This window comes from Streptomyces sp. NPDC012474 (genome assembly GCF_042955185.1).
GTDB classification, from domain to species: Bacteria; Actinomycetota; Actinomycetes; order Streptomycetales; family Streptomycetaceae; genus Streptomyces; species Streptomyces cahuitamycinicus.
The window spans coordinates 54336-79572 of record NZ_JBIBEP010000022.1 but is presented as its reverse complement, the minus strand read 5'-3'; the positions used below and the strand labels follow the sequence as shown (position 1 = coordinate 79572).

Annotated in this window: 26 protein-coding genes; 16 read left to right on the top strand and 10 right to left on the bottom strand. The window is 72.3% G+C overall.

The window, feature by feature from the left end:
* Positions 1-85: 85 nt before the first annotated feature.
* Both ACFY9S_RS34965 and ACFY9S_RS34960 read left to right on the top strand, forming a co-directional pair.
* The gene (locus ACFY9S_RS34965) at positions 86-979 is read left to right on the top strand and encodes a glycosyltransferase (protein ID WP_391136784.1); all 894 of its coding nucleotides are present in this window, start codon (positions 86-88) and stop codon (positions 977-979) included.
* Positions 980-1349: 370 nt separating this feature from the next.
* The gene (locus ACFY9S_RS34960; protein WP_391136960.1) at positions 1350-4661 is read left to right on the top strand and encodes a BTAD domain-containing putative transcriptional regulator; all 3312 of its coding nucleotides are present in this window, start codon (positions 1350-1352) and stop codon (positions 4659-4661) included.
* On the opposite strand, the gene ACFY9S_RS34955 is transcribed toward ACFY9S_RS34960, so the two are convergent.
* Positions 4621-6348, bottom strand: a complete 1728-nt coding sequence (locus tag ACFY9S_RS34955) for a bifunctional 3'-5' exonuclease/DNA polymerase (protein WP_391136781.1) — start codon at positions 6346-6348, stop codon at positions 4621-4623. The genes ACFY9S_RS34960 and ACFY9S_RS34955 overlap by 41 nt on opposite strands.
* A 178-nt stretch (positions 6349-6526) precedes the next feature.
* Positions 6527-7264, bottom strand: coding sequence for a Clp protease N-terminal domain-containing protein (locus ACFY9S_RS34950; RefSeq protein WP_391136778.1), 738 nt, complete (start codon positions 7262-7264; stop codon positions 6527-6529).
* Positions 7265-7349: 85 nt separating this feature from the next.
* Between ACFY9S_RS34950 and ACFY9S_RS34945 the strand changes: the two genes are divergently transcribed.
* Positions 7350-8462, top strand: coding sequence for a DUF2786 domain-containing protein (locus ACFY9S_RS34945; protein WP_391136775.1), 1113 nt, complete (start codon positions 7350-7352; stop codon positions 8460-8462).
* A 17-nt stretch (positions 8463-8479) separates the two neighbouring features.
* Here ACFY9S_RS34945 and ACFY9S_RS34940 read toward each other — a convergent pair whose 3' ends face one another.
* From ACFY9S_RS34940 to rpmB, 4 genes are all read right to left on the bottom strand, one after another.
* The gene (locus tag ACFY9S_RS34940; RefSeq protein ID WP_391136772.1) at positions 8480-9004 is read right to left on the bottom strand and encodes a DUF4232 domain-containing protein; all 525 of its coding nucleotides are present in this window, start codon (positions 9002-9004) and stop codon (positions 8480-8482) included.
* Positions 9005-9219: 215 nt separating this feature from the next.
* Positions 9220-9732 (bottom strand): hypothetical protein, encoded by a 513-nt coding sequence (locus ACFY9S_RS34935; protein WP_391136769.1) that lies wholly within the window; start codon positions 9730-9732, stop codon positions 9220-9222.
* A 180-nt stretch (positions 9733-9912) separates the two neighbouring features.
* Positions 9913-10218: a 30S ribosomal protein S14 gene (rpsN, locus tag ACFY9S_RS34930; RefSeq protein WP_102912337.1), complete on the bottom strand. Its 306-nt coding sequence runs from the start codon at positions 10216-10218 to the stop codon at positions 9913-9915.
* Entirely contained in the window at positions 10218-10454 is a 237-nt protein-coding gene (gene rpmB / locus ACFY9S_RS34925; RefSeq protein WP_102912338.1) for a 50S ribosomal protein L28, read from the bottom strand. Before rpmB ends, rpsN begins: the two co-directional genes overlap by 1 nt.
* 65 nt (positions 10455-10519) lie before the next feature.
* Here rpmB and rpmG point away from each other — a divergent pair, with 65 nt between their 5' ends.
* The 5 genes from rpmG to ACFY9S_RS34900 all read left to right on the top strand — a co-directional run bounded on the left by rpmG (position 10520) and on the right by ACFY9S_RS34900 (position 13587).
* On the top strand, positions 10520-10684 hold the full coding sequence (rpmG, locus tag ACFY9S_RS34920; protein WP_102912339.1) for a 50S ribosomal protein L33: 165 nt from the start codon (positions 10520-10522) through the stop codon (positions 10682-10684).
* Positions 10685-10686: 2 nt separating this feature from the next.
* A complete protein-coding gene (locus tag ACFY9S_RS34915; RefSeq protein ID WP_102912340.1) occupies positions 10687-10935 on the top strand; it encodes a type B 50S ribosomal protein L31 in 249 nt (82 codons plus the stop codon).
* Positions 10936-10939: 4 nt separating this feature from the next.
* The gene (locus tag ACFY9S_RS34910; protein ID WP_391136764.1) at positions 10940-12160 is read left to right on the top strand and encodes a GTP-binding protein; all 1221 of its coding nucleotides are present in this window, start codon (positions 10940-10942) and stop codon (positions 12158-12160) included.
* 6 nt (positions 12161-12166) lie between these two features.
* The gene (gene rpsR, locus ACFY9S_RS34905) at positions 12167-12400 is read left to right on the top strand and encodes a 30S ribosomal protein S18 (RefSeq protein WP_391136761.1); all 234 of its coding nucleotides are present in this window, start codon (positions 12167-12169) and stop codon (positions 12398-12400) included.
* 968 nt (positions 12401-13368) lie between these two features.
* A complete protein-coding gene (locus ACFY9S_RS34900) occupies positions 13369-13587 on the top strand; it encodes a DUF397 domain-containing protein (protein WP_180989763.1) in 219 nt (72 codons plus the stop codon).
* A gap of 92 nt (positions 13588-13679) precedes the next feature.
* Here ACFY9S_RS34900 and ACFY9S_RS34895 read toward each other — a convergent pair whose 3' ends face one another.
* On the bottom strand, positions 13680-14174 hold the full coding sequence (locus ACFY9S_RS34895; protein WP_391136758.1) for an ATP-binding protein: 495 nt from the start codon (positions 14172-14174) through the stop codon (positions 13680-13682).
* Between the two features lie 363 nt (positions 14175-14537).
* Between ACFY9S_RS34895 and ACFY9S_RS34890 the strand changes: the two genes are divergently transcribed.
* The 6 genes from ACFY9S_RS34890 (at position 14538) to ACFY9S_RS34865 (ending at position 20012) form a co-directional block, all read left to right on the top strand.
* On the top strand, positions 14538-15362 hold the full coding sequence (locus tag ACFY9S_RS34890) for a helix-turn-helix transcriptional regulator (protein ID WP_102912374.1): 825 nt from the start codon (positions 14538-14540) through the stop codon (positions 15360-15362).
* A 96-nt stretch (positions 15363-15458) separates the two neighbouring features.
* Positions 15459-16922 carry an aldehyde dehydrogenase family protein gene (locus tag ACFY9S_RS34885; RefSeq protein WP_391136755.1) on the top strand — a complete coding sequence of 488 codons (1464 nt, stop codon included), beginning with the start codon at positions 15459-15461 and terminating at the stop codon, positions 16920-16922.
* Between the two features lie 104 nt (positions 16923-17026).
* Complete coding sequence (locus ACFY9S_RS34880) at positions 17027-17578, top strand: DinB family protein (protein WP_391136752.1); 552 nt, start codon at positions 17027-17029, stop codon at positions 17576-17578.
* A 10-nt stretch (positions 17579-17588) separates the two neighbouring features.
* Complete coding sequence (locus tag ACFY9S_RS34875) at positions 17589-18230, top strand: helix-turn-helix transcriptional regulator (RefSeq protein WP_391136749.1); 642 nt, start codon at positions 17589-17591, stop codon at positions 18228-18230.
* A 73-nt stretch (positions 18231-18303) separates the two neighbouring features.
* The gene (locus ACFY9S_RS34870) at positions 18304-19254 is read left to right on the top strand and encodes an ATP-binding cassette domain-containing protein (protein ID WP_391136746.1); all 951 of its coding nucleotides are present in this window, start codon (positions 18304-18306) and stop codon (positions 19252-19254) included.
* Complete coding sequence (locus ACFY9S_RS34865) at positions 19251-20012, top strand: ABC transporter permease (protein ID WP_391136743.1); 762 nt, start codon at positions 19251-19253, stop codon at positions 20010-20012. The genes ACFY9S_RS34870 and ACFY9S_RS34865 overlap by 4 nt, the downstream gene beginning before the upstream one ends.
* 89 nt (positions 20013-20101) lie before the next feature.
* On the opposite strand, the gene ACFY9S_RS34860 is transcribed toward ACFY9S_RS34865, so the two are convergent.
* The gene (locus ACFY9S_RS34860) at positions 20102-21508 is read right to left on the bottom strand and encodes a glutamate decarboxylase (RefSeq protein ID WP_391136740.1); all 1407 of its coding nucleotides are present in this window, start codon (positions 21506-21508) and stop codon (positions 20102-20104) included.
* Between the two features lie 43 nt (positions 21509-21551).
* Positions 21552-22838 carry an ion channel protein gene (locus ACFY9S_RS34855; protein WP_391136737.1) on the bottom strand — a complete coding sequence of 429 codons (1287 nt, stop codon included), beginning with the start codon at positions 22836-22838 and terminating at the stop codon, positions 21552-21554.
* A gap of 102 nt (positions 22839-22940) precedes the next feature.
* Here ACFY9S_RS34855 and ACFY9S_RS34850 point away from each other — a divergent pair, with 102 nt between their 5' ends.
* Positions 22941-23711, top strand: coding sequence for a TipAS antibiotic-recognition domain-containing protein (locus ACFY9S_RS34850; RefSeq protein ID WP_391136734.1), 771 nt, complete (start codon positions 22941-22943; stop codon positions 23709-23711).
* Positions 23712-23730: 19 nt separating this feature from the next.
* On the opposite strand, the gene ACFY9S_RS34845 is transcribed toward ACFY9S_RS34850, so the two are convergent.
* Positions 23731-24096 (bottom strand): YbjQ family protein, encoded by a 366-nt coding sequence (locus tag ACFY9S_RS34845; RefSeq protein WP_102912247.1) that lies wholly within the window; start codon positions 24094-24096, stop codon positions 23731-23733.
* Between the two features lie 135 nt (positions 24097-24231).
* Here ACFY9S_RS34845 and ACFY9S_RS34840 point away from each other — a divergent pair, with 135 nt between their 5' ends.
* Positions 24232-25155: a VTT domain-containing protein gene (locus tag ACFY9S_RS34840; protein WP_391136731.1), complete on the top strand. Its 924-nt coding sequence runs from the start codon at positions 24232-24234 to the stop codon at positions 25153-25155.
* Positions 25156-25237 lie beyond the last annotated feature (82 nt).

The following is a 25237-nucleotide window of genomic DNA, read 5'->3' as shown; positions in this document are numbered from 1 at the left end:
GGCAGGCGTCCTCACCGGGCCCCTGCCGTGAACGGCTAGCATCGCCGGTCAGTCCGCCAGTTGCCGACCGGGACGAGGTGAGGACATGGGGGCGCCCCGCATCGCCGTCGCCGTGGTGACGATGGGCAACCGGCCCGCAGAGGTCGACGCCCTGCTGGAGTCCGTGGCCAAGCAGGACGTTCCGCCCGAGCGGATCGTCGTCGTCGGCAACGGCTGCCCGCTGCCCGACTTCGCCCGGCGGCTGTCGCTGCCCGGCGAGGTCACCGCCGTCGAGCTCGACGAGAACCTCGGCTGCCCCGGCGGGCGCAACGCGGCCCTGGCCCGGCTGCGGGAGTTCGGCGACATCGACGTCGTGGTGGATCTGGACGACGACGGTCTGCTCGTCGACCCCGACGTGCTGCGCCGCGTACGGGATCTGTACGCCGCCGACGAGCGGCTCGGCATCGTCGGCTTCCGCATCGCCGACGAGCTCGGTGAGACGCAGCAGCGGCACGTGCCCCGGGTCGGCAACTCCGACCCCCTCCGGGGCGGTGACGTCACCGGCTTCCTGGGTGGCGGGCACGCCCTGCGGATGGCGATGCTCGACGAGATCGGCGACTGGCCCGCCGAGTTCTTCTTCGCGCACGAGGAGACCGACCTCGCGTGGCGCGCGGCGGATGCCGGCTGGCGGATCCTGTATGCCCCGGAGCTGCTGCTCCGGCATCCGAAGACCTCGCCCGCCCGGCACGCCATCTACTACCGGGTGAACGCACGCAACCGGGTCTGGCTGGCCCGCCGCCGGCTGCCGCTCGCGCTCGTCCCCGTCCACCTGGGCGTGTGGGTGCTGCTCACCCTCGCCCGGAACCGGTCGGGCGCCGGGCTGCGTGCCTGGTTCGGCGGATTCCTGGAAGGAGTGCGGGAGCCGGCGGGGGAGCGGCGGCCCATGCGGTGGCGGACGGTGTGGCGGCTCACCCGGCTGGGACGGCCGCCCGTCATCTGACGCCGACCGGCCGGGGGCGGCAGGGCGCAGGAGAGGGTGAGTGGGCCCCGGCCGTTCACCTCCGCCGACCGGGACCCGGACCCGGCCGCGGCGGCGACACTCCCCCGAGTTGCGCGTCCAGACGCGCGCGCCGCCGGGCCAGATCCGATGTAGTGATCACATCAGGCTTTGCCAACGGATCGCTAACATATGGCCAACGGTTCGCCGTTGCGTCGTCTGCCGATCGGCTGGAAGTCGCCGAACCGAGGTCGACGACGACCGGGCAGCGGCGGAATCCGGCGGAGCGGGCGAAGGCCACGGTGGCGGAGATCCGTCGTCCCGGGGGTGGGGGCTCGTCAGGGCGGGATGCACGGGGGGTAGTGGCGTGACGATGCGGTTCGGGCTGTTGGGGCCGCCGGTGCTGTTCTACGACGTCCAAGGAGATGTCCAAGGCGTCGTGCGGGGCGTCGTCCAAGGCGGCGTGAGGGGCGGCCTGCGGGGTGGTGTCCCCGGTCCGGCCCGGGCCGTCGCCGGCGACAAGTCGCGCGTGTTGCTGACCGCGTTGCTCCTCGACGCCGGACGGGTGGTCTCCGTCGAGTCGCTCAAGGACGCGCTGTGGGGCGGAGCGCCGCCCGTGTCCGCCCAGGCCTCGCTGCACAACCACATCACCCGGTTGCGGCGGCTGCTGGACGACCCGGGACGCCTGCGCACCGTGCCGTCCGGGTACGTGCTGCGGATCGACGAGGGTGAGCTGGACGTCCACGTCTTCGACGCCCACGTCGCCGAGGCGCGTGCCGCCCACGCCGGCCAGGACTGGGAGAGGGTCGTGCGCGTGTGCGCGGACGCGCTCGCCCTGTGGCGGGGTGCGCCGCTGGCCGGGCTGCCGCCCGAGGTGGGCGGGTACGCCTTCGCGCAGCGGCTGTGCGAGGCCCGGCTGCTGCTTCTGGAGTGGCGCTACGACGCCGAGTTGGCCCTGGGTGGCCCACGACTGAACGAGCTGGTGCCGGAGCTGGCGGTGCTGACCGGTGAGTATCCGCTGCGGGAGGTGTTCTACCGGCAGTTGATGCTCGCCCTGCACCGCACCGGCCGTCAGGCCGAGGCCCTGGCCGTCCACCGAGACCTGCGCACCCGCCTCGTCGGCCAGCTCGGCATCGAGCCGGGGCCGGGGGTGCGGGAGGCGCATGTCGCGGTGCTGCGGGGGTCCACGGGGGGCGGTGCTTCAGGCGAGTCGAGCGAGCCAAGTGAGTCGAGCGAGCCAAGTGAGTCGAGCGAGCCAAGTGATCGTGGTGAGCCCGGCGGTCGCGGTGAACCCGGCGGTCGCGGTGAACCCGGTGAGCCCAGTGATCTCGGTGAACCCAGTGGGCCGAGTGAGCCTGGCAGGGCGGGCAGGCCGACACCCCCACCCGCTCAACTGCCCCCACCGCCCGTCCACTTCGTCGGCCGCACCCTCTTGCGCGACTCCCTGCGCCGCGCGCTCACGGCACCCGGCAGGCACCCCACCGCCGTCATCAGCGGCATGGCGGGCGTCGGCAAGAGCGCGCTCGCACTGGAGGTCGCCCATCAGTTGGCGGAACGTTTCCCCGATGGGCAGATCCACCTCGACCTGCACGGCGCCACCCCGGGTATGCCCCCTCTCACCGCTGCTCAGGCGGTCACCGCCCTGCTGCGTGACCTCGGCACCGAGCCGTGCCGTATCCCGGAACAGCCGGGCGCCGCAGCCGCGTTGCTGCGCTCGCTGCTCGCGCCGACGCGCACGCTCCTGGTGCTGGACGACGCCGCGAGTGCCGCGCAGGTGCGGCCGCTCCTGCCAGGGGGTGCCGGGTGCGGGGTGATCGTCACCAGCCGTTCGCCGCTGACCGCCCTCGACGGCGCGGCCGGGTTTCCGCTCGCCCCGTTGTCGGACGAGGAGAGCGCCGAGCTCCTGCGCAGGCACTCGGGCCGCGACGGTCTGGACGGTACCGACGCCGCCCGGCTCCTCGTCGAGCTCACGGGCAGGCTGCCGCTGGCCCTGCGGATCGTCGCCGCGCGGCTCGCCGCCCGTCCGGCCCTGGCCCCCGACACCCTGGCGGGTCAACTCGCCGCCGCAGACGGCCGCCTGCACCACCTGGAGTACGACGACCTGAGCGTGCGCCGCTCCCTGGCCGTCACGCACGATGCCCTCGCCTCCTCCGAGCGGGAGGCCGACCGGGACGCGGCCCGCACCCTGTGCCGTATCGGCGCGCTCGCCCTGCCCACGTACGGCGCCCCGTTGCTCGCCCGCCTCACCGGCACCGGCGAGCCCCGCACCGAGGCCGCCCTGGAACGGCTCCTCGACGTGGCCATGCTGGAGGAGTCGGCGTACGGCCGCTACGCACCGCACGACCTGGTGCGCGACTTCGCCCGCGAACGGGCCGGAGAGCGGGACGCCGCCGAGCCCGCCGACGCTGGCGCCCCCGAAGCCCTCGAAGCCCTCGAAGCCCCCGAAGCCCCCGAAACCGCCGACGCCGCCGACGCCGTCGGGACGGCGCTGCACTGGTACGCGGCCGTCGCCGAACGGGTCCTCGCCGCGATCATGGAACCCGGCCTCGACCTGACCGACCGCCGCCGGCCCACCCCGGCCCGGCCGAACGGCCACACGGCCCACGTCGACACCGTCGCCCCCTTCGCCGGCCCCGCGGAGGCCTTCGCCTGGGGGGACATGGAGCTGGACAACGTCGTCACCCTGGTCGAGCGGTACGCGGACGACCCCTGCGGGCAGCGCGCGGGCCTGGTCTGCACGCTCGTCCGGCTGATCTTTCCCTACGCGCAACGCCGGGGCCGCCTCGCCGAGATGGAGGTGCTCGGACAAGCCGGCCTCCGGGTGGCCCGACGGCTCGATGACGTGGCGGCGGAGGCGTACGCGCTGGCCGACCTCGCCGGGCTGCACTTCCTGACCGGCCGGTACGAGGACGCGCTCGCGCTCAACGACCGGGCGTTCGCCATCTGGCAGCGGCTGGAGAATCCCTCCTGGATCCGCCGCTGCCTCGACAGCCGCGGCCTGCTGCTGGACGGGCTCGGCCGGCGCACCGAGGCGGCTGAGGCGCTGACGCGGAGCCTGCAGTACGCACGGCAGCTGAACGACCCGCACGGCGAGGCCGTCACCCACGGCCACCTCGGCAACCTCGTCGAGCACACCGACCCGCGGGCGGCCATCGAGCGGCACCGGAGTTCGCTCGCCCTCGGGGACGCGATCGGCGCCGTGATCGTGCGGCACTCCGCGCACCGCAACATCGGATACGCGCATCTGCGGCTCGGCCGACCGGCCGCCGCCCTGCCGCACTTCGAGGAGAGCCTGCGCATCCTCGGCGGCCACGGCGACTGGCACGGCGAGTCCCGGGCCCGGCTCGGCCTGGTCCGTGCCCTGCGTCTGCTCGGCCACAGCGGGCGGGCCGCCCGCGAGTGCGCCGAGCTGCTCGGCCGGGCCGACGCCCGCGCCGACCGCTACGCCGGCGCTCTCGCCCGCCACCAGCACGGGCTGCTGTTGCGGGAGCGGGGGCGCATCGGCGATGCGCGCGAGGTGTGGGGCGCGGCTCTCGCGGCCCTGGAGAAAACGGACGAGCAGACGGTCGTCACAGAGCTACGCGCGTTGCTCGCTCCCGTCGACCGGTCACGCGGCGTCCCCGACGACACCACGTCGGGCCCGGCTACTTGGCGTCCGCGTAGCACTCCACCACCGCCGTCGTGAACGGGAACCGCACGGGCGTCTCCCCGAAGGTCAGCCGTCCGGCCAGGGCCGCTGCCTCGTGGATCGCCGCCACGACCGTCTCCGTCTCCTCCTCGGGGCAGTGCACGATCACCTCGTCGTGCTGGAAGAAGACCAGCTCGGCCGACAGCTCCGCGCAGGCCTTGCGCAACGCCGCGAGCAGCAGCAGCGCCCAGTCGGCGGCGCTGCCCTGGACGACGAAGTTGCGGGCGAAGCGGCCGCGGGCGCGGGCGTTCGTGGAGGCGTAGCCGGGCACCCACTGCCCGCTCCCCGGCTGATCGTCCTCCCCGGAGCCGGAGCCGGAGCCGGAGCCGGAGCCAACGGCAGCCGTCGGGATGCCGGCCTCCTCCGTCGCGTCGTCCGTGCCCCGGGCCGCGGGCGGGCAGGTCCGGCCGAGCCAGGTCCGCACGAGCCGGCCCTCCTCACCGGCCCGGGCCGCGTCGTCGACGTATGCCACCGCCCTGGGGAAGCGGCGTCTGAGCGCGGCGAGGTTCTTCAGGCCGTCCCCGGAGGTCTGGCCGTAGACCGCGCCCAGCACGGCGAGTTTGGCCTGGGAGCGGTCGCCGGAGAAGGCGCGGTCGGAGACGGACTGGTACAGGTCGGTCTCCCGGCCCGCGACCTCCATCAGGCCGGGGTCGCGGGAGATCGCCGCGAGGACGCGCGGCTCCATCTGGTCCGCGTCGGCGACGACGAGCCGCCAGCCGGGGTCGGCTACCACGGCCCGCCGGATCACCTTGGGGATCTGGAGCCCGCCCCCGCCGTTGGTGACCCAGCGCCCGGTCACCGTCCCGCCCGCGAGGAACTCGGGTCTGAACCGCCCCTCCCGGACCCAGTCCTGAAGCCACGACCAGCCGTGGGCGACCCAGATGCGGTACAGCTTCTTGTACTCGATCAGGGGCTTCACGGCGGGGTGGTCGACGGTCTCGATCTCCCAGCGGCGGGTCGAGGAGACCTTGATCCCGGCCTGGGCGAAGGCCTTGACCACGTCGGCCGGCAGGTCGGGGCGGACCCGGCGGCCGAACGCGGCGGACACCTCGTCGGCCAGCTCGGCCAGGCGGCGTGGCTCGCCGCCGCCCGCGTACCGATCGCCCAGCAGGTCCTGCAGCACGGCGCGGTGCACCTGGGCGCTCCAGGGCAGCCCGGCGCGGTTCATCTCCGCGGCCACCAGCATGCCCGCCGACTCGGCGGCCGTCAGCAGCCGCATGCGGCCGGGGTGCTCGGCACTCTCGTGCCGCCGCTGCTGCCCGGCGTAGACCGCGAGGAGGTCCGGCAGGGGGAGATGGGCGCCTTGTGGCTCGAACAGCGAGGACTGCGAGCCCGGTTCGGCGGACCGCTGGGGCGGATCGGGCGGCACGGGGCCGCCGCGCAACCGGGCCAGGGCGGCCGCGGCCGAGCGTGGCTCCCCGTACCGCCCCTCGTGGCCGAGGAGGAGGGTCTCGGCGGCCTCGATGTCGTAGCACCGCTCGGCTCGCACCCCCGTGGCGAGCAGGCGCGGGTAGACCTCGGCGGTGGACCGCCACACCCACCGCGTGACGCCGGGACGGCTCCGGACGGCCTCGCCGGCATCCGCCTCCCGGCGCACCGGGCCGGAGGGCAGCCCGTCCGGACCGAGGGGGGCGACGTCCACGCCACCGTCCTCGGCCGGAGCGAGCGCCCACCGTTCCGCCATGTCGCGAGTGTGACAGGGGGGTCTGACAACGCCCCCGACTCGTTTCCGTGGAAGGCCTCGTCGGGCCTCCGTCGGGCCTCCGTCGGGCCTCCGTCGGGCCTCGTCGGGCCTCCATCGGGCCTCCGTGTGGCTTCCGCCGGGCCTCGTCGAGCCTCCGCCGGGCCTCGGCCGCCCTCCGTCAGGCCTCGTCCGTCTCCTTCTGCGCCTGCATGATCTTCTCCAGCACCGTCCCGACGTATTGCTCGGCCCGCTCCTTGTCGATGCCGAGGCCGCTGAGGACACCCTCGCCGTTCTCGTGCTCCAGCAGGGCGAGCAGGATGTGCTCGGTGCCGATGTAGTTGTGGCCGAGGCGCAGGGCCTCGCGGAAGGTGAGTTCCAGGACCTTCTTGGCCGCCTGGCCGTACGGCACGAGCTCCGGGACCTCGTCGACGGCGGGCGGAAGGGCCGCCGTCGCCGCCGCACGGACCGCGTCGAGCGTGACGCCCTGCTTGATGATCGCCTTGGCGGCGAGGCCGTCCGGCTCGGCCAGCAGACCGAGGACGAGGTGCGCGGGCAGGCCCTCGGCGTTACGGGCCGCCTTGGACGCGTTGTGCGCGGCCATCACCGTGTTGCGGGCGCGGGGCGTGTACCGGTTGAAGCCCTGGCTCGGGTCGAGGTCGTTCGACTCCTTCGGCACGAACCGCTTCTGCGCGGCCTGCCGGGTGACGCCCATGCTCTTGCCGATGTCCGTCCAGGACGCGCCGGACCGCCGGGCCTGGTCGACGAAGTGGCCGATCAGGTGGTCGGCCACGTCGCCCAGGTGGTCGGCGGCGATCACTGCGTCCTGTAGCTGGTCCAGCGGCTCCGGATGGACCTTCTTGATGGCCGCGATGAGGTCGTCGAGACGGATCGACGACGTGGTGTCGGGGTTCGTCATGTGTCAACCGTAGGTTGCGCCTCTCGGGGTGTCAACTGTGGGTTGACGCCCGTCGTCGAGTGGGACGACGTGGCACCATCGGCCCGTGAGTACGTCCAGCACCGTCGATCGCGCGTTCGCGTCGGCCCTCTACGAGACCGGTGAGACCGCCCTCGACGCCGGCGCGTCCCTGCTCGCGTCCGACCCGGCGGCCGACGCCGAACTCGCCCGGCGCGGGCACGAGTTCGTGGCGGGGGCGTGGCGGCGTGGCTGGCAGCCGGCCGATGTCGTGCGGATCGTGCGGCGCGAGCTGGACGATGTTCATGTGCTGCTGGTGGCCGCGCTGATCCGCGCGCAGGCACCCGGCGACGGACCTCGCGGCCGTCGCTGGAGCGCGCAGCTCGCCGAGCTGCCCGCCGACGTCCCGCCCCGCACCGACCGCTTCTCGCACGCCACGGCCGTACTGGAGCTGTACCGCCTGCTGCTGCGGCTGCCGGTGCTGGAGGCCCTCGACGAGGGGCCCGGGCGCGCGCCCGGCGGGGCGAGGACCGACTCCCGCATGCTCACCCGGATCCGCGCCCTGCTCGCCAAGGCGGAAGCGACCGGTTTCCCGGAGGAGGCCGAGGCGCTCAGTGCCAAGGCGCAGGAGCTGATGGCCCGGCACAGCGTCGACGAGGCGCTGCTCGCGGCGCGGGCGCCGTCGCCGGACGCGCCCGGCGCCTGCCGGATCGGGGTCGAGCCGCCGTACGAGCAGGCCAAGGCGGTGCTGCTGGACGCCGTCGCCGGTGCCAACCACTGCCGGGCGGTGTGGAACGAGCCTCTCGGCTTCTCCACCGTCGTCGGCTTCGAAACCGACCTGGAGTCGGTCGAACTCCTCTACACCTCGCTCCTGGTGCAGGCCACGACCACGATGACGAAGGCGGAGGCCGCGCAACGGGCGGGTGGCCGCAAGCGCACCAAGACGTTCCGGCAGTCCTTCCTCGCGGCCTACGCCCACCGCATCGGCACCCGGCTGGCAGCCGCCGCCGAGACCCAGGTGACCGACGATCTGCTGCCGGTCCTCGCCTCCCGCGAGGTCGCCGTGACAGGGCGGCTGGACCGGATGTTCCCGGAGACGACCACGACCCGGCTGCGCGGGGTGCGCGACGCGGCGGGCTGGACGGAGGGCGCGCAGGCGGCGGACCGGGCCCAGGTCCGGCACCGGCCGCCGCTGCGCTGAGCCCCGCCGCGCTCCCGTCAGCCGGCCGAGGTCTCGAAGCCGCTCACCGAGGGCTTCTCGTCCGCCCAGGCCACCTCGCCGTACGACCACGTCAGTTCGTGCGCCGTCCTGGTGTCGCCGGGCAGGGTGAAGGATGCCTTGCGCACGTCGAGGCTCTCCGTGGAGCCCGCCTCGCCCCGGACGTAGGTGATGGTGAAGGAGGTGGTGCCGCCCTTCCCGAGGGTCAGCGACTGGGCCTTCGCGCCCTCGTCCGGGGAGACGGACGTCGTCTTGGCGTCGGCCAGCAGGTCCACCGCGGGGAAGCCCTTGAGCGCGCACTGCGCACCCTTGTTGGTGAGCGTCACCGTGACGGTGCCGGTGTCCCCGGCGGCCGGGGCGGCGCCCGCACCGACCTCCACGCCCATGTCGCCGAGCGCGCACGCCGAACCGCTCTTCCGGTCCGCGTTCTTGACGTCGTCACCACCGGTCTTGTCGTCATCGCAGCCGGTCAGCAGGAGTGTCGTGGCGAGGGCGGCGGCCAGGGCGAGCGGGAAGGTGCGCATGGGGTCCTCTGGGCGTGTCGTACGGAAGCGGCTTCGGGCCCCTGGATCATCACGCACCCGGGCCCCGGGCGGGCACGCACCCCCTGCGATTCCCCCGAACGCCGGACGGGCCACGGATCCCGTGGGGATTCGTGGCCCGTCCGTGCGGTCGTGGCACGCGCCACGGGCGGGATCGCCGAGCGGGTGAGCGAGGCGCCCTTCCACGGATGCCGCTGTCAGCCGAGGCCTGCCGTCGGGAAGCCCGTGGGGAGCTTGCCGCCCTCGGCCTTCGTGTAGGTCTCCGCGCCGAGGCCGCCCTCCCAGGTGACCTTCAAGCTGCTCTTGTTCACGGAGTCGACCATGCCGGTCGCCCGGTCCTTGGAGCCGTCCATGCACTTCAGACGGATCATCCGCATCCCGGACTCCTCGCCCGCTGTGCCGCTGCACGTGCTCCCGCCGGTGGCGAACAGCGCGGCCTGCTTGCCGGTGATCACCAGGGCCACGGCCTTGCCGCCGGTCGTCGCGAGCCAACTGCCCGCCAACTCGCCGCCGGCCGACCCGTCGGAGCCGGAGCCGGAACCGGCACCCCCGTCCGTGGCCGCGGGCGCCGAGCCCGACGGGGACGGACTGGACGCCGAGTCGTCCCCCGAGCCGCCGTCGCCACTGCACGCGCTGAGCGCGAGCACGCCCGCCAGCCCCGCGGCCGCCGCCGCGAGGCGCACGGCGCCGGAGCGACGCGAGAAGATCACCGAAGTCACTGCAAGCCCCCAAGCTGTAGCCGGCCGACCGGCCCGGAAGGCACCGGCCGGCCCGGAAGGTACCGGAAGGCGCCGGAAGGTCCGGAAGACCCGGAAGGCACCGGCCGGCCTCCTGGCCGGAACGATCGCAGCAAGCTATCAGGGCCCGTCAAGGGCCTCCTCGAAGGTCTCTCACCAGGACGACTTGCGCACCCCGGGCAGATACCCCGCGTGCGCCTGCTCCCGCAGCCCCACCCGGGACAGCCCGAACGCCCGGAAGTAGCCGCGCGGCCGGCCGTCCACCTGGTCGCGGTTGCGCACGCGCGTGGCGCTCGCGTCCCGTGGCTGCCTGCGCAGCTCCGCCTGTGCGGCGAGTCGCTCGGCCTCCGTCGACGACGGCCTCCGGATGATCTCCTTCAGCTCGGCCCGCCGGGCGGCGTACCGCGCGACGACCTCCTGTCGCCTGTCGTTCTTCGCGATCTTGCTCTTCTTGGCCATCAGACCCTCACTCCCCGGGCGCGGATCCGGGCGACGGCCGCCTCGATCCCGATCGTGTCGACGGTCTTGACCGCCCTGGCGCTCAGCCGGAGCCGGACGTACCGGCCCTCGCCCGGCAGCCAGTAGCGCTTGGACTGGATGTTGGGGTCGAACCGGCGCGACGTGCGCCGGTGGGAGTGCGAGATGCGGTTGCCGAAGCCCGGCTGGGCGCCGGTCAGCATGCAGTGCGCGGACATGGGTGGTGACCTACCTCTCCGTCTCGGGTGATGCAAATGGAATTCATTTTCAGTATCATAGCGGCATGGCACGCAACGAACTCCGTCCGGTCATCAAGCTCCGGTCCACCGCCGGGACCGGCTTCACCTACGTGACCCGCAAGAACCGCCGCAACGACCCGGACCGGCTGACCCTGCGCAAGTTCGATCCGGTCGCCGGCCGCCACGTCGCATTCCGAGAGGAGCGCTGACCATGCGCGAGGGAATCCACCCGGCGTACGGCCCCGTCGTCTTCCGCGACCGCGCCGCCGACTACGCCTTCCTCACCCGCTCGACCATGACGAGCGAGAAGACGATCGAGTGGGAGGACGGCCGGACCTACCCGGTCGTGGACGTCGAGATCTCCGACGTCAGCCACCCCTTCTACACCGGCACGGCCCGCGTCCTGGACACCGCGGGCCGTGTGGAGCGCTTCGAGCGCCGGTACGGAAAGAAGGGCTGACCCCATGGCTGTCCCTCCTGGGCTCCCTGTCGTGATCGTCGGCGGGCTGCACGCCGATGCCCGCAGGGCGGCCGTCGTGCGGCTGCTCGCCGACGTGCCCGGCAGCGTCGTCCTCCACCATGACCTCGCGACGGCCGCCGCGGGCACGGTCGTACGGACCATCAGGGACGCCTCCGGCATCCTCGACGCGGGGGAGGCGCCGCTCGTCAACGACTGCGCCTGCTGTGCCCTGCGCGAGGACCTGGTGCCGGAGCTGGAGCGGCTGCGGGACGCCGGCGGCACCCGGCTCGCCGTCGTCGAACTGTGGGACTCCGTCGAGCCCAAGGCCATGGCCGAGGTCGTCACGGCCGGCGGTCTCACCGTCACCGGCGTGATCACCGCCGTCGACCCGTCCCTGGTCCTGCCGTACCTCGGCAACGGCGACGACCTGGCCGACGGCGGTCTCGCCGCCGCCGCCACCGACCAGCGCACGGTCGCCGACACCTTCGCGCGCCAGCTGGAGTACGCCCCCGTGCTGGCCGTCGTCGATTCCCCGGAGGCCGACGACGAGGACCGCGAGCTGCTCGCGCAACTGCACCCGACGGCCCGCCAGGTGCCCGTCGGGCAGGACGGTCTGGCCGAACCGGCTGAACCGGCCGAACCGGCCGCCGGTGGCCTGACCGTGCCGACCCCGCGCCGGCACGCGCTCTCCCCCCTGGCCCAGGCCGCCCTGGCCGGCTTCGACGTCGAGTCGGCCGCCGCCGCCCAGCATCCGGCCTGCGCCCTGCTCCCCGCCGAGGCCGACGCGCACGGCGTCTCCACCCTGGTCTGGAGCCGGCGCCGCCCCTTCCACCCGGAGCGGCTCTACGCCGCACTGGAGGACCTCACCTGCGCGGCCGCCCGCAGCCGGGGCCGCTTCTGGCTCGCCGACAAGCCGGACACGCTCTTCCACTGGGACGCGGCGGGCGGGGCCCTGTGCGTGGAGAGCACGGGCCCATGGCTGGCCTCCCTGCCGGACGCGGCCTGGGACATGGTCCCGCCGGTGCGCCGGGCCGCCGCCGCGCTGGACTGGCACCCCGAGCACGGCGACCGCTGCCAGCACCTCGTCTTCACCTCGCCCGGCCTCGACCGGGACGGCCTGCAGCGACTGCTGGAGTCCTGCCTGCTGACCGACGCCGAGTACGCCTCCGGGCCCGACGCCTGGCAGCGGCTGCCGCACGCCTTCGACACCCTCCTGGAGGTCTGACCCCTCATGCCGCGCAAGCCCGACCGCAAGCCCGCCAAGGACCGGCCCAATCCCCTGGACCAGGCCGGGATCACCTACGTCGACTACAAGGACACCGATCTGCTGCGGAAGTTCATCTCCGACCGCGGAAAGATCCGCAGCCGCCGCGTCACCCGGGTGTCGTCCCAGCAGCAACGACACATGGCCAGGGCCATCAAGAACGCACGCGAGATGGCACTGCTCCCGTACACCGGCCACTGACCCCTGCCGGGGCAGGGGCAGGCGCACGCCCAACTCATAGTCGGGCCCGGGCGCGGGATGCCGGTGCCACCGGCCGACGGCAGCCGGGCTCAACCGGCCCCGCACGCGCGCGTGACGGGCGTTCGGTTCCGGGCGGGATGCCGGTGCCACCGGCGGACGGCTCAACCGGCCGGGGCAGCCGCACGCGCGCGTGACCGGTGACGGGTGACCGGCCCGGGCGCGAACCCGTGGTACCCGTCGCACCGGTCGCACGCCTGCGGCCGCCGCACGCGCGCGTGCCCGGGTGAGGTTCCCCACGCTTGACGGGGCGGGAACCTCCTGCGCATGACCCGCCCCGGCCGACGGCCGCCGTCGGTCGGCCGGCCCCGCGGTCCGCCACAGGCGCTCCGGACCGGGCCGGACGCCGAACGGTGCGGGCGCGCGGAGGCCGAGGGTAGGAGCGGCCCGGGTGGCCGCCGCGCGGGTCTCCTGGGCCGGAAGCCGGGTGCGCGGTCCGGCAATGGTCCGAGCGACGCACCGGCCACAGGGACGACCCCGACCTGCTGCGACCGGCCCATTTCTCCCCGTCCCCGCAGGCCGTGGCCGTCTTCCGGATGCGGGTCGGCCGGTCGAACGGCCGGCCCCGCGCCCCGCGCCTCAGCTCCCGCTTCTTCCCTGCGGCCTCCGCCCGGCCCCTCTCCTCACCGTCGAGCGGATGCTCCGCCTCCACCGGACCTCCGCCGAACCCGCCGACTTCCTCGCAGGCCATGGGGAACGAGAGGTGCGGCCAAGCCGTCAAACACTCAAGGACTTCGGTAAAGCGGTCGTCAAAGCTGTAATCGCGGGACCACCCCGCGTGCACGTGCATCTGCCCATGCATCTGCACATGAACAGGGCTATGATCCGGGTCAGTTGACCACTGCATCAATGGCCACACCAGCCAGTGCACCACCGGGGAGCGACCTGTGGACCACGACGCGTACAACGGTATGGAGGCCGCCGGGCTGCACGGTGTGGCCTGGCAGAAGAGCCGGCACAGTAACTCCCAGGGCTCGTGCGTGGAGTTCGCCCGGCTGCCGGGCGGCGACGTCGCCGTCCGCAACTCGCGCTTCCCCGACGGCCCGGCCCTGGTCTACACCCGTGCGGAGATCGAGGCCATGCTGCTGGGTGTGAAGGACGGCGAGTTCGACCACCTGGTGGGCGGCTGACGATCCGACAACCCCCGGTGAAATCGGGGCAATCGGCACTCATTGCGCGGTAACGCGCGTAGAACCGCGACGCGAGAAAGCGCCGCGGTTTCTCATTCCCCGTGGGGCCGCGAACCGGTTCGCGGCAGCCGGAACAGCGCCCAGACCACCTTGCCGTCGAGCGCCCCGGCGAGCGGATGCCAGCCCCAGCTGTCGCTGAAGGAGTCGACGAGGAACAGCCCGCGGCCCGACTCGGCCGAGAAGTCGTCGGTCTCCCGGGTCACCGGACTGTCGTGACTGGGGTCGCGCACCGCGCACACCAGCCGCTCGGACCACCGCATGAGGTGCAGCCGTACGGGAGGCTCGCGGCCGTCGACGCACACGCCGTTCGCCGGCAGGCCGTGCCGCAGGGCGTTGGTGACGAGTTCCGAGACCACCAGGCAGACGTCGTCGAACCGGTCGCCCATGTCCCACTGGTCGAGGGTTCCGCGAGTGAACCGCCGTGCTTCGCGCACCGCTTCGTAGCGGGCGGGCAGAGCGCAGGAGGCGGCGTCGGACACGGCCGCGGGATCCAGCGGCGGAAGGCCCTGCCGTAACGGCTCGAGCATGGTCGATCCATTCGTCCCCATGCGAGGCACTCCCGGAATTCGCGGTCGGTGCGATGCGGCGGTGGTGCGGGACCATGGTTTCGGATGCGTACAGCAGATGCAAGGGCAGATGCACGTGCAGGTGACCGGAATGAGCTGTCCCGTACCGCTTGTTGGTCAATTTTTCCGTCATCTTCGCGTCCCTCTTTGGCCGTTCACTTGCCTCCTTCCTACTCACACGCGCGAGCGTCGACCGTCTCGATTCCGTTTCCGTAACCGGGCGAGTACTGCTCGGAGTGTTTTAGTGGCAGACTGCGGCCCCTGAAGACGTTGGGGAGGCTGGCGAACGTGAGCGCGGGAGAGCCGGGATCGGTGGTGCGGCGCATGCTGCTCGGATCACAACTCAGGCGACTGCGTGAGGCGCGGGGCATCACGCGCGAGGCGGCGGGCTACTCGATCCGCGCCTCCGAGTCGAAGATCAGCCGGATGGAGCTGGGCCGGGTGAGCTTCAAGACCAGAGACGTCGAGGACCTGCTGACCCTGTACGGCATCACGGACGAGCAGGAGCGCGCCTCCCTGTTGTCCCTGGCCAAAGAGGCCAATGTCGCGGGCTGGTGGCACAGTTACTCGGACGTGCTGCCCAGCTGGTTCCCGACCTACGTCGGCCTGGAGGGCGCCGCCTCGCTGATCCGGGCGTACGAGGTGCAGTTCGTGCACGGGCTGCTGCAGACCGAGGCGTACGCCCACGCGGTGGTCCGGCGCGGCATGCAGGGCGCGAGCGAGGCCGATGTCGAGCGCCGCGTAGCCCTGCGGCTGGAGCGCCAGAAGTACCTCGTCGACGAGCGCGCGCCCGACTTCCACATCATCCTGGACGAGGCCGCGCTGCGCCGCCCCTACGGCGACCGCGCGGTGATGCGGGGCCAGCTCCAGCACCTCATCGAGGTCTCCGAGCGGCCCAACGTGCGGCTTCAGGTGGTGCCGTTCAGCCTCGGCGGCCACTCCGGCGAAAGTGGCGCGTTCACGATCCTCAGCTTCCCGGAGTCCGATCTCTCGGACGTCGTCTACCTGGAGCAGCTCACCAGCGCGCTCTACCTGGACAAGGTCGAGGACGTCGCCCAGTACGAGAAGGCGCTCAAGGAACTGCAGAGCGACAGCCCGGGCCCTTCGGAGAGCCGGGACCTTCTCAGGGGCCTCCTCCAGCTCTCCTGAGGTACTCCTCCAACTCCGCTGAAACACAAGTACGATGACGTGTGATCAGATCGTGAAGGCGCGATCAGAGGTCTGCCAGGGATCGAGGGATCACACATGTCGTCGTCCTACTTCACCGACCTTGCTCAGCAGTACATCGACGGTGAGTGGCGCCCGGGTACCGGCTCCTGGGACATCATCGACTTCAATCCGTACGACGACGAGAAGCTGGCGTCGATCACCATAGCCACGGTCGACGAGGTCGATCAGGCGTACCGGGCGGCGGCCCGCGCCCAGAAGCAGTGGGCCGCGACCAACCCCTACGCCCGCCGGGCGGTCTTCGAGAGGGCGCTGCGCCTGATCGAGGAGCGCGAGGCCGAGATCTCCGAGGCCATCATCGCCGAGCTCGGCGGCACGCGTCTGAAGGCCGCGTTCGAGCTGCACCTCGCCAAGGAGTTCCTGCGCGAGGCGGTCCATCTGGCCCTGGCCCCCGAAGGCCGGATCATCCCCTCGCCGGTGGACGGCAAGGAGAACCGCGTCTACCGCGTGCCGGTCGGGGTCGTGGGCGTGATCAGCCCCTTCAACTTCCCCTTCCTGCTGTCGATCAAGTCCGTCGCCCCGGCGCTCGCGCTCGGCAATGCCGTGGTGCTCAAGCCGCACCAGAACACGCCGATCGTCGGCGGCTCCCTGGTCGCGAAGATCTTCGAGGACGCGGGGCTGCCCGGCGGACTGCTGAACGTGCTCATCACCGACATCGCCGAGATCGGCGACGCCTTCCTCGAGCACCCGGTCCCCAAGGTCATCTCCTTCACCGGCTCCGACGCGGTCGGCCGGCACGTGGCGACCGTCTGCGCCGCCCAGTTCAAGCGCTCCGTCCTCGAACTGGGCGGCAACAGCGCGCTGGTCGTCCTCGACGACGCCGACATCGACTACGCGGTCGACGCGGCCGTCTTCAGCCGGTACGTCCACCAGGGCCAGGTCTGCATGGCCGCCAACCGGGTCCTCGTCGACCGTTCGGTCGCGGACGAGTTCACCGAGAAGTTCGTCGCCAAGGTGAAGACGCTCAAGGCGGGCGACCCGCGCGACCCCGAGACCGTCATCGGCCCGGTCATCAACTCCTCGCAGGCGGACGCGGTCTCCGGCGTGGTCGAGCAGGCCCTCGCCGAAGGCGCCACCGCCCTGGTGCGCGGCGGACGGACCGACAACCTCGTCGAGCCGTCCGTGCTGACGGACCTCCCCGCCGACTCGGCACTGCTGAAGCAGGAGGTCTTCGGGCCGGTCGCGTTCCTCGTCCCGTTCGACGGCGAGGACGAGGCCGTCCGCCTCGTCAACGACACCCCGTACGGTCTGAGCGGTGCCGTCCACACCGGGAACATCGAGCGCGGGGTCGCCTTCGCCAAGCAGATCGACACGGGCATGTTCCACGTGAACGACGGCACCGTGCACGACGAGCCGATCGTCCCGTTCGGCGGTGAGAAGCACTCGGGCATCGGCCGGCTCAACGGCGACACGATGCTGGACTCGTTCACCACGACCAAGTGGATCTCGGTACAGCACGGCCGGAGCGGGTTCCCGTTCTAGAGCTTTCCGGGTCAGACCCCTTGCGGACAGAACCTGACCGCAAAGGGCCGTAGTTTCGTCGGTGTCGGGGGAGAGGCCCCCGGATCCGGCGAAAGGCGGCGGTCATGGTCACTCACGTTCCGGCGGAGGCACACGGCGACGAGCGCGGGGCGCTGCTCTCCTTCATCGAGGAGCAGCGTGGCGGCATCCGGCGGGCGGTGCTGGGCCTCACGGACGAGCAGGCGTCGTCCCGCCCCAGTGCCAGCGAACTCTCCCTGGCCGGTCTGCTCAAGCACGTCGCCGAGATGGAGCAGGGCTGGATCGCCCGGGCCAAGGGCGAGCCCCCGGCCGTCCACCGGGACGAGTCCAACTGGCACGAGTGCTTCGTGCTGGTCGGTGCCGAGACCGTGGAGTCGCAGCTCGCGTACTACGAGAAGGTGGCCGCCGGGACGGAGGCCTTCATCCGTACGGTGCCCAGCCTCGACGACACCTTCGAGCTGCCCGCGACGTCCTGGAACCCGAAGGACGAACAGCTCTCGATGCGCTGGCTGTGCCTGCACCTCATCCGCGAGACGGCCCGGCACGCCGGCCACGCCGACATCATCCGCGAGTCGCTGGACGGCCGGACGGCCTTCGAGCTGGTGGCCGAGGAGCAGCGGGTGCCGGCCGGGTCATAACCTTGGCCGCATGTCAGCGATCCGTCTCCTCGTGCTCGGCGCGGTCCGTATGCACGGCCGCGCCCACGGCTACCAGGTACGCAACGACCTGGAGTTCTGGGGCGCGCACGAGTGGTCCAGCGCCAAGCCCGGCTCGATCTACCACGCCCTGAAGCAGATGGCGAAGCAGGGGCTGCTGCACGCGCACGAGATCGCCCCGTCCACGGCCGGCGGCCCGCCGCGCACGGAGTACGAGATCACCGGGCAGGGCAGCGAGGAGTACTTCCGGCTGCTGCGGGACGCGCTGGTCACCTACGACCAGCGCGGGGACGTGAAGACGGCGGCCGTCGGCTTCGTCGTCGACCTGCCCCGGTCGGAGGCGGTCGCGCTGCTGAAGGAACGGACCCTGCGCATCGAGCAGTGGCGTGCATCCGTCCTGGAGCACTACGTGCCCGAGGAGGGCCCCGGGCAGCTCGGGCACATCGGCGAGATCATGAACATGTGGGTCCACACGGCCGACTCCGAGGCCGAGTGGACCCGCGGTCTCATCGAGCGCATCGAGGGCGGCGCCTACACCTTCGCCGACGAGGGCGACCCGTTCGTCGGCGTCCTGGCCCCGGACGAGGAGAACCCCCACGCGACGGGGGAGCGGCATCCCGGGGACGATCACTAATCAAGTTTGACGAATGACTCGGGCGGGGATACCGTCGAGTCTGTAGTCAAGTTTGACTAGAAGGGGAGGCCCGGTGGCCGACGCGGCGATCACCGTCGAAGGCGTGGAGAAGACGTATGGCGACAAGAAGGCGTTGAACGGGCTCGACCTCACGGTCGCGCGCGGCACGGTGCACGGGGTGCTCGGCCCGAACGGCGCGGGCAAGACCACCCTCGTGCGGGTCCTGTCCACCCTGCTGCGGCCCGACGCGGGCCGGGTCGAGGTGGCCGGGCACGACGTGGTGCGCGAGGCGTACGCCGTGCGGGCGCGTATCGGCCTGCTCGGCCAGCACGCCGCGCTCGACGAGGAGCTCGGCGGCCGGCAGAACCTGGAGCTCTTCGGCCGGCTGCACCACCTGGGCGCCCGGCGGGCACGCGCGCGTGCCGGCGAACTCCTGGAGCGCTTCGGCCTGGCCGACACCGGCCGCAAGGCGGTCCGGCAGTACAGCGGCGGCATGCGGCGCCGTCTGGACCTCGCCGCCTCCCTGATCACCGAGCCGGAGGTGCTGTTCCTGGACGAGCCCACCACCGGCCTCGACCCGCGCGGCCGCGCCGAGGTGTGGTCCTCCGTCCGCTCCCTGGTCGGCGGTGGCACCACCGTCCTGCTCACCACCCAGTACCTGGAGGAGGCCGACCAGCTCGCCGACCGCATCTCGGTCGTCGACGCCGGCCGGGTCATCGCCGAGGGCACGGCGGACGAGCTGAAGGCCGAGGCCGGCGGCGACCGCATCGACGTGGTTCTGCGCCACGCGGGCCAACTGGGGGCGGCCGTCGCCCTGCTGCCCCTCACCGGGATCGGCGTCGACGCCGACCGCCGGCTGCTGAGCGCCCCGGTGACCGACCGCATGGAGGCGCTCTCCGGGGTCGTACGGGCCCTCCACGAGGCCGGGATCGAGGCGGAGGACGTCGCCCTGCGCCGCCCGACGCTGGACGAGGTGTTCCTGCACCTCACGCGAGACGACCGCAAAGTGAAGGAGACCGCGTGACCGCCCACGCCCTGACCGACTCCTGGACCATGACCCGCCGGGAACTCGCCCGCTGGGGACGACAGCCCGTGCAGGTGGCCGTCAACCTGGTCTTCCCGGTGATGCTGCTGCTGATGTTCGGCTACCTCATCGGCGGCGGCCGGGGGGTGAGCGGCGAGTACCGCGACTACCTCATCCCCGGCATGCTCGCGCTCACCATGGCCTTCGGCCTGGAGGGCACGCTGCTCGCCGTCACGCAGGACCTGAACAAGGGCGTGATCGACCGTTTCCGCTCGATGCCGATGGCCAACGGCGCCGTACTGGTGGGCCGTTCGGCCGCCGACATGCTTCAGTCGGCGATGGCCCTGGTCGTGCTCATCGGCGTGGGCGTCGTCCTCGGCTGGCGGCCCGGCGGCGGTCCGCCGGCCCTCCTCGCAGCCGTGGGCCTGCTGCTCCTGTTCCGGTTCGCCATGCTGTGGATCGGCATCCACCTGGCCCTGGTGGCGGGCAAGCCGGAGATGGTCCAAGCCGTGCAGATCCTGGTCTGGCCGGTCGGCTTCCTCTCCAACGCGCTGGCCACCCCCGGCTCCATGCCCGGCTGGCTCGGCACGGTCGTCGAATGGAACCCGCTGTCCCACACGGCCACGGCCGCACGGGACCTGCTCGGCGTGCCCGGCGCGGAGTCCGGGCACGTGTGGCCGGCGATCATCTGGCCCCTGGCCCTGCTGGCGGTGTTCTTCCCGCTGGCGGTACGGCGGTTCGGGCGCCTGAGCCGGTAGCCCACCGGTGTGCCGTCGCTCCTCCGCGGCGCCGTCGGGCCTGGTCGCGCAGTTCCCCGCGCCCTCTCAGGGCGCTTTCGCCCGACCCCTCAGTGATGGAACCCGGTCGCCGCGCCCCTGTCCTCGGTCAGCGGGCGCGGCTGCCGGCGCAGGTCCGGCAGCAGCCGCTCCAGGTCCTGCGCGAGGAGCTCCGCGAGGTCGGCGGAGAAGCCGTTGCGGCACACCACCCGCAGCACGGACAGGTCCTCCCGGTTCGGCGGGAAGGTGTACGCGGGCACCAGCCAGCCGCTCTCGCGCAGCCGCCGGGACACGTCGAAGACGTCGTACGCCGTCACGTCCGGTGCGGTGGTGAAGGCGAACACCGGCAGTTCGTCGCCCCGGGTCAGCAGCCGGAAGTCGCCGAGCGCCTCGACCCGCCCGGCCAGCTCCGTGGCCACGTCCCGCGCGGCCTGCTGGACGACCCGGTAGCCCTCCCGGCCCAGCCGCAGGAACGTGTAGTACTGCGCCACGACCTGCGCGCCCGGCCGGGAGAAGTTGAGCGCGAACGTCGGCATGTCGCCGCCCAGGTAGTTCACCCGGAACACCAGCTCCTCCGGCAGCGCCTCCGCGTCCCGCCACAGCGCCCAGCCGACGCCCGGGTAGACCAGCCCGTACTTGTGCCCCGAGGTGTTGATCGACGTCACCCTCGGCAGCCGGAAGTCCCACACCAGGTCCTCGTCGAGGAAGGGCGCGACCATGGCTCCGGACGCCCCGTCCACGTGTACCGGGACGTCGAGCCCGGTCCGTTCCCGCAACGCGTCCAGCGCCGCGCACAGGTCCGCGATCGGCTCGTAGGACCCGTCGAAGGTCGAGCCGAGGATGCCGACGACGCCGATGGTGTTCTCGTCGCACAGCTCGGCCGCGGCCTGCGGGTCGAGATGGAACCGCTCGCCCTCCATGGGCACCAGCCTGGCCTCCACCTCCCAGAAGTTGCAGAACTTCTCCCAGCAGACCTGCACGTTGACACCCATGACCAGGTTGGGCCGGGCCCCCGGGTAGCGGTCGGCGTTGCGTTTCGCCCAGCGCCGCTTCAGCGCCATCCCGGCGAGCATGCACGCCTCGCTCGACCCGGTCGTCGAACACCCCACGGCCGTCGCCGGGTCGGGCGCGTTCCACAGGTCGGCGAGCATCGCCACGCAGCGCCGCTCCAGCTCGGCGGTGCGCGGGTACTCGTCCTTGTCGATCATGTTCTTGTCCCGGCACTCCGCCATCAGCACCCCGGCCTCCGGCTCCATCCACGTGGTGACGAAGGTGGCGAGGTTCAGCCGCGCGTTGCCGTCGAGCATCAGCTCGTCGCGCACCAGCTGGTGGGCGGTCGCCGGTGCCATGGGCTGGTCCGGGAGCCGGTGGGTGGGCGGGGCCTCGGCCATGTCGCCGAGCGGGTTGGCGGGGCCGTAGAAGGGGTTGACGGACAGGCGGCTCTCGGCGGGCCGGCGGGGGCCTTCGTGGAGCGGCAAGGGTGCCTCCAAGGGTGGGTTCGGGAAGGGAGGGGGACGGATTTCAGCGGACCGGTGTGCCGTCCTCGCGCAGCTGCATCTGCGGCCGGCCCGTCACCAGCAGCCAGGCCGGCAGCGAGGCGACGCAGAGCACGGCGATGATCCCCGGCGAGTCGGTCAGCACCGCGGCGACGAACAGGCTCACCCAGCCCTGCCGGGTGATGGCCAGCAGCACTCCGAGCACGGCGGCCGAGACCCCGATCGAGGGATGCACCCCGGACACCAGGGCATGGGCGCCCAGGCCCAGGGCGGTGCCGACGAACACCGCCGGGAAGATGCGCCCGCCCCGGAAGCCGCAGGACGCGGCGACCAGCAGCGCGGCCAGCTTCACGACCGTCAGCACGGCGTACTCCCCGGCCGACCGGGCGTCCGGGTCCCGCGCGAGTTCGGCGATCTCGTCCAGCCCTTTGAACAGCGTCAGATGACCGCCCAGGGCCGCGAGGGCGCCCAGCACGAGGCCGCCCGCAGGGAGCATCAGCATCGGGTGGCGCAACCGGCGGAAGGCGCCGTGCACGTAGGGGAAGGCCCGCACCACGGCCATGCCGAGCAGGGCGCCCACCGCCGCGACCACGACCGCCGCCAGCAGGTCGCTCCAGCCCGGCCGGCCGAAGGAGGGCAGGTTCAGGTCGAAGCTCGGGTGATCGATGAGGGTGGCGGTGAGGGCACCGGCCGTGGCGGCGGTGAGCGGTGCGAAGACGTTGTCCCACAGCAGCCCGCGGGCCTCTTTCCCGGCCAGCGCCTCGGAGATCACCAGGGCCGCCGCGACCGGCGTGCCGAACAGGGCGCCGATCGTCGCCGCCTCGGCCAGCGCCGGCCAGGCCCGGCCCGGCGCCCGCGGCACGAGCCGGGCGCCCAGCCAGGCCGCAAGGGCGACGTTCACGGTGATGATGGGGTTCTCGGGGCCGAGGCTGGGCCCGCCGGCCAGCATCAGCGCGGTCACCAGCAGCAGCCCCGGCAGCACGACGGGCGGCAGCACGGGGGCGTCCAGTCCGATGGTCGCCGGATCCGGGCCCGCGTGCCCCGGCACCTTCCACACCACCAGCCCGACCGCGACGCCGGTCGCGAGGAGCATCACGAACATCCACGCCACGGAATACCGGCCGATGCCCAGCGCGTCGGGCAGCGGCCCCCAGAGCACGTGCTCCAGTTCCTCGGCGGCGACCTCGACCCCGACCAGGACCAGGCTGGACAGGATCCCCACGGCCAGGGCGGGCAGGATCGTCGGCACCAGGGTGCGGGCGGGAGTCGCGGGGGTGACGGAGGGCGCCTGCTGCGCGGGATCCTGGACCACGCGCACACCATAAGCGCCTTAAAGCGGACAAATCGCAAACACGCTTGCACCTCACGTGGCGTGAGGCCCGACCGTGGAGCACGGAAGAAGAAGGGAGCGGAAGTGAACTACTCCGTGGGACAGGTCGCGGGATTCGCCGGCGTCACGGTGCGCACGCTGCACCACTACGACGACATCGGCCTGCTCGTCCCGAGCGAACGCAGCCACGCGGGCCACCGGCGCTACAGCGACGCCGACCTCGACCGGCTGCAGCAGATCCTGTTCTACCGGGAGCTCGGCTTCCCGCTCGACGAGGTCGCCGCCCTGCTCGACGATCAGGCCACCGGAAAGGCGGACCCGCGCGCGCACCTGCGCCGGCAGCACGAACTGCTGACCGCCCGGATCGAGAAGCTGCGGAAGATGGCGGCGGCCGTGGAGCACGCCATGGAGGCACGCAAGATGGGACTCGATCTCACACCCGAGGAGAAGTTCGAGGTCTTCGGGGGCACGGACCCGGAGCAGTACGCCGAGGAGGTGGAGGCGCGCTGGGGCGGCACGGACGAGTACGCCGAGTCGCAGCGCCGCACCGCGAGCTACACCAAGGAGGACTGGAAGCGTATCCAGGCCGAGGCCGCCGAGTGGGGCGAGCGCTACGTCGCCCTGATGTCGGCGGGCGAGGACCCGGCCGGTGAGGCGGCCATGGCCTTGGCGGAGGAGCACCGGCAGCACATCTGCAGGTCGTTCTACGAGTGCTCCTACGAGCTCCACCGCTCCCTCGGCGAGATGTACGTCTCCGACGAGCGCTTCACGGCGTTCTACGACGCGATGCGCCCGGGCCTCGCGGAGCACCTGAGGGACGCGATCGCCGCCAACGCGGCCCGCCACACCTCCTGATCCCCGGCCCGGGAGTGCCTCACTCCCGGGTCAGGACCACCGCCGTGCCGTACGCGCACACCTCGGTGCCCACGTCCGCCGCCTCCGTCACGTCGAAACGGAACGCCAGGACGCCGTTGGCGCCACGCGCGCGTGCCTGTTCGACGAGTCGTTCCATGGCCTGGTTGCGGGTCTGCACGAGCGTCTTGGTGAGCCCGCGCAGCTCGCCGCCGACCATCGACTTCAGCCCGGCGCCGATCTGGCTCCCCAGGTGCCGGGAGCGCACGGTCAGACCGAAGACCTCGCCGATCACCTCGCGCACGTGGTAGCCGGGTACGTCGTTCGTGGTGACGACCAGGACGTCGGGCTCCGGGCCCTGTCCGCCGCCGTATTCATCGATGCCCATGGTTCACAGCTTTGACCGGGACCGCGCACAGTGCATCCTGAGTACGCCCATGGAACCTGGGTCATGACGGTTGCGTTGATACTTTGAGGCAGCCAGCCCCAGCCCGTACCCCACAGCAGCAGGAGCCACATCCCCGTGACCACGCTTGCGCTCGGCCCCGAGTGGCTCAGCCCGGACTACCTGATCTCGACGTTCAGTCTGCCCGGCATCCTGCTCATCGTCTTCGCGGAGTCCGGTCTCTTCGCGTTCCTGCCGGGTGACTCCCTGCTGTTCACGGCGGGTCTCTTCGTGGCCGAGGGCACCTACATCACCCAGCCGCTGTGGCTGGTCTGCACGCTGATCGTGCTCGCCGCCGTCATCGGTGACCAAGTGGGCTACACGATCGGCAAGTTCCTGGGCCCGAAGCTCTTCAACCGTCCCAACTCCAAGCTCTTCAAGCAGGAGAACCTGGACAAGGCCCACGAGTTCATGGAGAAGTACGGCCCCAAGGCGATCGTCCTGGCCCGCTTCGTCCCCATCGTGCGCACCTTCGCCCCCATCGTGGCGGGCGCCGGCCGCATGAAGTACCGCACGTTCCTCACGTACAACATCATCGGCGGCATCCTCTGGGGCACCGGCGTCACCGTCGCCGGCTACTGGCTCGGCCAGATCGACTTCATCAACAAGAACGTCGAGCCGATCCTCGTCCTGATCGTCCTGCTCTCCGTCGTCCCGATCATCATCGAGTACCTGCGCGAGCGCTCGAAGAAGAAGCGCGGAGCGGCGCAGGCCCCCGCGGAGCGGCAGCAGCAGGCCCCCGCCATGGACGACGCGACGACCCAGCTCCGCCGCATCACCCCGGACGACCAGCCGCCCCACCAGCAGCCGCAGCAGCCCCCGTACGGCAGCCAGAACGGCTACGACGACCAGCAGTACTACGGCCAGTACCCGCAGAGCCCGGGCTACGGCCAGCAGCAGCCGTACGGCACGCAGCAGCCCCACGGCACGCAGCAGCAGCCCCACGGCACGCAGCCGGGGCCCTACGGCACGCAGCCGGGCCCCTACAACAACGGCTACTGAGCCGGCCTCCGCACACCGGGGCGGGGCACCACGCGAACGGCCCCCACAGGCCCACGGCCCCACAGCCCCCACAGGCCCACGG

Coding starts and splice junctions, on each gene's coding strand:
- ACFY9S_RS34965 (WP_391136784.1), top strand. CDS start 86: ATGGGGGCGCCCCGCATCGCCGTCGCCGTGGTGACGATGGGCAACCGG.
- ACFY9S_RS34960 (WP_391136960.1), top strand. CDS start 1,350: ATGCGGTTCGGGCTGTTGGGGCCGCCGGTGCTGTTCTACGACGTCCAA.
- ACFY9S_RS34955 (WP_391136781.1), bottom strand. CDS start 6,348: ATGGCGGAACGGTGGGCGCTCGCTCCGGCCGAGGACGGTGGCGTGGAC.
- ACFY9S_RS34950 (WP_391136778.1), bottom strand. CDS start 7,264: ATGACGAACCCCGACACCACGTCGTCGATCCGTCTCGACGACCTCATC.
- ACFY9S_RS34940 (WP_391136772.1), bottom strand. CDS start 9,004: ATGCGCACCTTCCCGCTCGCCCTGGCCGCCGCCCTCGCCACGACACTC.
- rpsN (WP_102912337.1), bottom strand. CDS start 10,218: ATGGCCAAGAAGAGCAAGATCGCGAAGAACGACAGGCGACAGGAGGTC.
- rpmB (WP_102912338.1), bottom strand. CDS start 10,454: ATGTCCGCGCACTGCATGCTGACCGGCGCCCAGCCGGGCTTCGGCAAC.
- rpmG (WP_102912339.1), top strand. CDS start 10,520: ATGGCACGCAACGAACTCCGTCCGGTCATCAAGCTCCGGTCCACCGCC.
- ACFY9S_RS34915 (WP_102912340.1), top strand. CDS start 10,687: ATGCGCGAGGGAATCCACCCGGCGTACGGCCCCGTCGTCTTCCGCGAC.
- ACFY9S_RS34910 (WP_391136764.1), top strand. CDS start 10,940: ATGGCTGTCCCTCCTGGGCTCCCTGTCGTGATCGTCGGCGGGCTGCAC.
- rpsR (WP_391136761.1), top strand. CDS start 12,167: ATGCCGCGCAAGCCCGACCGCAAGCCCGCCAAGGACCGGCCCAATCCC.
- ACFY9S_RS34900 (WP_180989763.1), top strand. CDS start 13,369: ATGGAGGCCGCCGGGCTGCACGGTGTGGCCTGGCAGAAGAGCCGGCAC.
- ACFY9S_RS34895 (WP_391136758.1), bottom strand. CDS start 14,174: ATGCTCGAGCCGTTACGGCAGGGCCTTCCGCCGCTGGATCCCGCGGCC.
- ACFY9S_RS34890 (WP_102912374.1), top strand. CDS start 14,538: ATGCTGCTCGGATCACAACTCAGGCGACTGCGTGAGGCGCGGGGCATC.
- ACFY9S_RS34885 (WP_391136755.1), top strand. CDS start 15,459: ATGTCGTCGTCCTACTTCACCGACCTTGCTCAGCAGTACATCGACGGT.
- ACFY9S_RS34880 (WP_391136752.1), top strand. CDS start 17,027: ATGGTCACTCACGTTCCGGCGGAGGCACACGGCGACGAGCGCGGGGCG.
- ACFY9S_RS34875 (WP_391136749.1), top strand. CDS start 17,589: ATGTCAGCGATCCGTCTCCTCGTGCTCGGCGCGGTCCGTATGCACGGC.
- ACFY9S_RS34845 (WP_102912247.1), bottom strand. CDS start 24,096: ATGGGCATCGATGAATACGGCGGCGGACAGGGCCCGGAGCCCGACGTC.